This is a genomic window from Shewanella sp. SR43-8 (assembly GCF_014163775.1).
Classification (GTDB): Bacteria; Pseudomonadota; Gammaproteobacteria; order Enterobacterales; family Shewanellaceae; genus Shewanella; species Shewanella vesiculosa.
The window spans coordinates 110044-116347 of sequence record NZ_JACJDX010000015.1 but is presented as its reverse complement, the minus strand read 5'-3'; the positions used below and the strand labels follow the sequence as shown (position 1 = coordinate 116347).

The following is a 6304-nucleotide window of genomic DNA, read 5'->3' as shown; positions in this document are numbered from 1 at the left end:
AACTGAATATGCTTAAAGTGGTGCCGAATGAGTTTAAAGTGGATGTTCATCATTGGTTTATTCTTCACGGACGGTACACTTGCTTAGCCAGAAAACCCCGTTGCGGCTCCTGTATTATCGAAGACCTGTGCGAATTTAAGGATAAAACAGAGTAGTGAGATCCTTGGATTCTTTTTCTGCCGGCTTTTAAGTTTTTGTTGCCCTAAAATTAAGGTATAGATTTTCGGTAATAGATAATTCAAACCTCTTTTCCTTTATTTTCTTCATTACATTGGCACTCAAACGAGTAACTATAATAATTAGCACTCGTTTGAGCACCATTATGTGACTATTTAATGTATAAAATTTTCGCTTAGCTTATTAATATCACTGAACATACACTCTATATTCCCAAGGTTTCAATTTAAAGCTTGTCTGTTGAGTAAGTTTACCTTTTTGCTTACTCAATAACGCTGTATATTCTCCAGATGTTTGTGGTCAAAAATCATCTGATTTAGCAATAAAAAATTTGGCTACAGTAAGCCAAGATTTATAGTTACTGCTTATATTTGTAATAAAACTATTATAAAAACACATAAATAAAATCTAATCAGCTGTTATACTCTAATGACTCAGAGAGGGTCTTATTCTAGTATGGTTACAATTAAGCAAGTGGCTGTCCACGCAGGTGTTTCATTCAAGACAGTATCGCGAGTGGTCAATAATGATCCAACAGTCAAAAAGATTAACCGCGAGAAGGTTCTTAAAGCAATAAAAGAATTAGATTATCGCCCTAATCGTGCGGCAAGCTTAACGCGACGTAAAAAATCAAACATTTACGCAATTATTGCTGATGAACTGCTTAGTGTTCCTTATACTTTCGATATTATTCGTGGTGCCCAAGAAATTGCTTGGCAGAAAAATAAAGAACTGTTGATCCTCAATGTTAACGAAACCCAAGCGAGTATAGACAGAGCTATCGAAAGCCTTTTAGAGTATCGCGTAGAGGGTGTTATCTATTCAGCAATGTATCATCGCCAAGTTGTAATCGCTGATGAACTAAAAAAAATCCCAACTATTTTAGCTAACTGCTTCCCTGCTTCAAATAACTTTCCTTGCGTAGTACCTGATGAGCAACAAGCCGGTGAAGATATTACCGATGCATTAATACGTAAAGGCTATCGCCGAATTGCTTTCTTAAACTTAAATGAGCATATAATTGCTGCCAAAGGTCGCAAACAAGGCGTTATAAATTCATTTAAAAAGCACGGCTTACCGCTCGATGATTTACTCATTGAATCGGTTATTTTTTGTCAAGCCGATGGTAGTGATATTTCTACCTCGAGAGAATCTGCGGCGCGAGTGATAGACGAGTTTAAACCTGATGCTATTATATGCGGGCAAGATCCCATGGCGCTGGAAATTTATTTTGTTGTACATGATAAAGGAATGGTAGTTGGTAAGGACATTGGTATTGCAAGTTTTGATGATTGGGGCAGTATTCCAGAATTATTACAACCAAATTTAACCACCATGGCACTACCACATCATGCGATGGGGCGTTGGGCAATGGAGTATCTTATAGAGCAGCGCACTGATATTGTTCACCACCACTTACCGTTTAAATTGATTGCTCGCAATTCGTTTTAATAGCATCTGCCTTTAATGCAAAAAACGATAATACGATAAACACACAGATAACCAAACCCAAATACTGGTAGGCTAACGCAAAGCCTACATGATCATATACAACGCCTACCCCGACGGCTAACATTGACGCCACCAATTGCGTAGTAAATTGAAAACCAATGATATAGATCATCGCTGAATAGCGAGCATCAAAATGCATATTTATATATTTAAATAACGCAATCAGCATCAGCGGTAATTCAATGGCGTGTAACAATTTCAATAAACTAATGCTGATAGGATCACTAACAACCCCCGAGCAATATATTCGTATCGCCATCAATACACCACTTAACAGCAACGAATTTTTAACGCCCAAATAATTCACCCATTTTACAGCTAAATACAAAATGACCGCTTCAAGGATAACTTGCGCTGAAGTTAAATAGCCAAAAATTTCTCGACCTTGCTCTGGGGTGTCAAAAAAAGAGGTGTAATAAATAGCAAATTGCTGATCAAATACCGCATAAATACAACTAACACCGATCACAAACACACTTAACCGCCACAGTCCTGCGATTTTAAAAAAGGCTTTAAGCTGTTTTACAGGAGTAAAAGTTCGAGAAGGCGCTATTTCACTCTGATTTTGTGCGACCTTAACAAAGGCTAAAAAACCTATTAAGCAAACCGCCGCAATGCTTGATAACCAATAATTTAAACTAGGGGATAAATTAAACGATAAACCGGCAAAGTAGCTTGCCATGGCCCAACCCAGTGACCCCCACATTCGAGCTTTACCAAATTCAAAGTTCGTCGAGCGACTTTGTTTATCAATATAACTTTCAAGCGTCCCTACTCCAGCTAAAAATGCACATGAAAAAACGGCACCGCCTAAAATAGCAGCCAGATAAAACTGCGTTTGTAGTAGTGGCGCGTATACATAACTAACAAACGGGCCAATCAACATGATGAAAAATGCAATGAAGTAAAGCAGTGTTTTTTGTAAACCGAGTTTATCTTGCAAAATGCCGTAGCAAGGCATCACGAGTAAAGCCATGATGGAATTAATACTAAAGATAATCCCGACTTTAGCACTATTGAGGCCTACTTCTTGACTAAGCCAAATAGGAAATAATGAAAAAGAAAAAGACCATGCCATAAAATAAACAAACAAAATGACACTTAAGAGTCGATAGTTGCTACTCATATATCGCATAGCCTTGGAGAAAGATTAATGACTCTATAATAATATAGAGTCATTTTGGAAGTTATTTTTCTATTGCTATATTATTTAACTTAACGTCACTAAGCGACAAAGGCTGCTCAGCACTTACTTGTATTTTATTGTAAGGAGAGGTTGGAAAAACAATCGAGGTCATAGAGCTAACCCCTTTATTTACAAACACTTCTACCGACGCTTTATCTACCCATATCTCAACATCGTAATACTCAAGGCCCTTTTGTAATGGGGCTGTTTGTAAAGATGCAAAACCATCTTCAAAGTCTTTTAAACCTGATTGTCTGCGATCAAGTACAAGTTGCCCTTGAGCTGGGTTTAGCTGCAGCTTAGTGTATTCGCCCATATAAGAGCTAAGCACGATATCAGTAACTTGCTCAGCGTTTGATAAACTAAAGCTCACCTTAAATTGCCCAGGTTCAACAGTAAAAAGCTCATCTAACTGATAGCTATTTGCACCAGTTAGGCTTGCCTTTTGTTGTGTATTACTCAGTAAACTATCGAGTTCTTTAATAGGCTGAGATGCTAAACGCACGCCACTTGCTGTTTGCAATAAGGTTAATTCTCTGGGAATCGTCATTGCACTGCGCCATACTTCAGTGGGTACTTGGTTTGCGTATTGCCAGTTACTCATCCACCCCATAAATAAGTGTCTACCGTCTTTGACATCAGAAAAAGTGACACCTGCATAATTATCTGTGCCGTAGTCTAACCATATTGAAGGTTCATATCTTTCATTTGCTGCATTATCAGAAAATACAATATCAGCGATTTTTATATGCCCCCAATCACCTCGTTCATTATCGACCACTTTAATATAAGCTTGCTGGCCTTTTAATTGACTCACGTTCCATGAACGCTCTGTCATAGTACCGGTATTATTTCCGCTTGCGGTTTTAACAATCTCGCCATTAACTAACAACTGTATTGCGGTACTATTGTGATGCTTTCCGCCTGCAATCTTGAAGTTAATGAAATCATGATCGATCGCAAATGATGTTGAGGTTAATGTGCCAATTGCCTTATCAGAACCTTTAAAAGAACTGGCAATCGTATTTGATGGTTGATCATTAACTATATGGAATGCATCACCAGATACTTGCCAATTTTTTAAACCACTCTTGAAATTAGAAAAATCAAGTCCTTGGGGGAAAACGGCTGGCGTTGCAGTAAGCATTTTTTGATAATCACTATCAAGTACAAATTTTTCACCGTCGAAATCGCCGACAAAGTATTGTGTACCAGAGCCGCCATTTGGCGCGCCTGGGTTGATACTCACTAATAAAACATATTTATATTCATCTGTGCCTTCAATACGCACGCGAATAAGGTCTGGACACTCCCATACACCTGCGTGACTTCCCCAATCGGCGCCAAAGTTACTTTCAAATTGCCATGTTTTTAAATCTTTTGAGCTGTAAAAGCCAATATGATCATCTTGAGCCAATACCATGACCCACTGCTGGGTATCCTCATGCCAACTTACTTTAGGATCACGAAAATCGCGGATCCCAGGGTTTTTTAATACCGGATTATTAGCGTATTTTTTCCATGTACGGCCTTTATCGGTGCTATATGCTATACCTTGGGTTTGAAAATCAATCGCCCCCAGTGCAGCCTTTTTATCATCGTGATAGGTAAATATAGCCACTAATGGTGGATTTTCTTTAGTGCCAAAGCCGCTACTATTTTGCCAATCAACCACCGCACTACCGGAGAAGATAGTACCGTGCTCATCAGGAAACAGCTTAATGTCTTGATGCTGCCAATGAATCATATCTTTACTAATTGCATGTCCCCAATGCATTGGCCCCCATACAGATGAATCAGGATTATGCTGGTAAAACAGATGATATTCACCTTGGTAATAAACCATACCGTTAGGATCATTCATCCAATGCTTTTTAGGGGTAAAATGAAAAGCGGGACGAAACACCTCTTTGCTAGGTTTATCTACACCCTCAAGGGCAGTTTTTTCAGTTTGGTTTGTCATGCTACATGCTGCCAAAAATGATGAAATTAACACTAAATTAACGGTTCGCATCTAATGCTCCATGCTTATTATTGGTATCTAATGAAATTGCTTCTAAAGACCGTCCTTTTGTTTCTGGCATAAACCACGCAACAAAAATTAACTGCCCTAACATCATTAACGTAAAGAAAGTGAATACTTCAGTGGCACTAAAGCGCTCTAAGAAAAATGGCATAAGTAAAGTGATTGCTGCGGCAAAAAACCAATGCGTACCGGAGCCCAAAGACTGACCTTTTGAACGTACATTATTAGGAAATATTTCTGCAATGAAGACCCAAATAACGGTACCTTGGCCAATGGCATGAGCGGCAATAAACACAAATACAAACGCTACAACCGTTAAGCCGCCAGAATCCGTACTAAACGCCCATGCCACCACCGAAAGAGAAATAACATAGCCAATTGAGCCTATATACATCAGCGCACGGCGACCATACTTATCAATCAAAGATAAACCTAGCATGGTAAAACATAAGTTAACCACACCGATCCCTGCGCCTGAAAGTAATGATTGATTTACATCCAAACCAGCAAGTTCAAATACACGCGGGGCATAATAAATAATAAAGTTAATGCCAGATAATTGATTAAATGCGGCAAATAAAAATGCAAATAATATGGCCTTATTGTAACTACCACCAAATAGCTTTGATTGACTGTTGTGTAACTTGTCGCGCTCAATTTCATTTAATACTTGGTCTGGATTTTCTTCACCTAAGGTAACTAAAATGGAACGCGCTTTGGTTCTCTGATTTTTCTTTTGCAATAACCAACGTGGGCTTTCAGGTGCCTTAATGATCATTAACAAATAAGCTAAGGCAGGTATTGCCTCCACACCTAACATTAAACGCCAATCAATTGAGGATGTACCTGCAATTAAAAAATTAGAAACAAACGCGACTAAGATACCAAATACAATTTGGAACTGATAAAGCGCAACCAAACGGCCACGGAACTTAGCAGGCGCAATCTCAGAAATATAGGCAGGTACAACAATTGAAGAAATCCCCACTCCCACACCGCCAATAAATCGCAATAAAGCAAAGCTGTAAACTTCAGGAGCCATGGCAGAGCCAAGTGCCGAAATAAAAAATAACACCCCGACTAAAATCAATGTCGGTTTTCTCCCCCACTTATCGCATGGGTAATTACCGGTTAATGCACCAAGTAGTGTTCCCCATAAAGCCGAAGACATAATAAAAAGACCATGAAATAACGAACTCGTATTCCATAATGCTTGAATAGGTTTATCAGCACCGGATATAACCGCGGTATCAAAACCGAATAAAAATCCAGCAACTGCAACAGTCGCTGACCAGTAAATAATTTTTTTCATAATCACTCTTAACACGTTAAATTTAAAAGGTGGGCCGAAACCCACCATTAATTAGTAACCTGAGTTTTGTGTATACAAACCACCGCTATTA

At 38.8% G+C, this 6304-nt stretch carries 4 protein-coding genes and 1 pseudogene; 2 read left to right on the top strand and 3 right to left on the bottom strand.

The features are described from left to right. A pseudogene (locus H5114_RS18060) lies at positions 1 to 155 on the top strand (endonuclease III); the annotation flags it as partial. A gap of 478 nt (positions 156 to 633) precedes the next feature. Continuing rightward, positions 634 to 1629, top strand: a complete 996-nt coding sequence (locus H5114_RS18055) for a LacI family DNA-binding transcriptional regulator (RefSeq protein ID WP_182698583.1) — start codon at positions 634 to 636, stop codon at positions 1627 to 1629. Here H5114_RS18055 and H5114_RS18050 read toward each other — a convergent pair. The 3 genes from H5114_RS18050 to H5114_RS18040 all read right to left on the bottom strand — a co-directional run bounded on the left by H5114_RS18050 (position 1601) and on the right by H5114_RS18040 (position 6213). Continuing rightward, on the bottom strand, positions 1601 to 2815 hold the full coding sequence (locus tag H5114_RS18050) for an oligosaccharide MFS transporter (protein ID WP_182723683.1): 1215 nt from the start codon (positions 2813 to 2815) through the stop codon (positions 1601 to 1603). The genes H5114_RS18055 and H5114_RS18050 overlap by 29 nt on opposite strands. Before the next feature lie 61 nt (positions 2816 to 2876). Beyond that, a complete protein-coding gene (locus tag H5114_RS18045; protein WP_182723682.1) occupies positions 2877 to 4889 on the bottom strand; it encodes a glycoside hydrolase family 32 protein in 2013 nt (670 codons plus the stop codon). Beyond that, complete coding sequence (locus H5114_RS18040) at positions 4876 to 6213, bottom strand: sugar porter family MFS transporter (RefSeq protein ID WP_182723681.1); 1338 nt, start codon at positions 6211 to 6213, stop codon at positions 4876 to 4878. Before H5114_RS18040 ends, H5114_RS18045 begins: the two co-directional genes overlap by 14 nt. Positions 6214 to 6304 lie beyond the last annotated feature (91 nt).

Bases quoted from the DNA above. Each gene is read 5' to 3' on its own strand.
- H5114_RS18055 (WP_182698583.1), top strand. From the start codon at position 634: ATGGTTACAATTAAGCAAGTGGCTGTCCACGCAGGTGTTTCATTCAAG.
- H5114_RS18050 (WP_182723683.1), bottom strand. From the start codon at position 2,815: ATGAGTAGCAACTATCGACTCTTAAGTGTCATTTTGTTTGTTTATTTT.
- H5114_RS18045 (WP_182723682.1), bottom strand. From the start codon at position 4,889: ATGCGAACCGTTAATTTAGTGTTAATTTCATCATTTTTGGCAGCATGT.
- H5114_RS18040 (WP_182723681.1), bottom strand. From the start codon at position 6,213: ATGAAAAAAATTATTTACTGGTCAGCGACTGTTGCAGTTGCTGGATTT.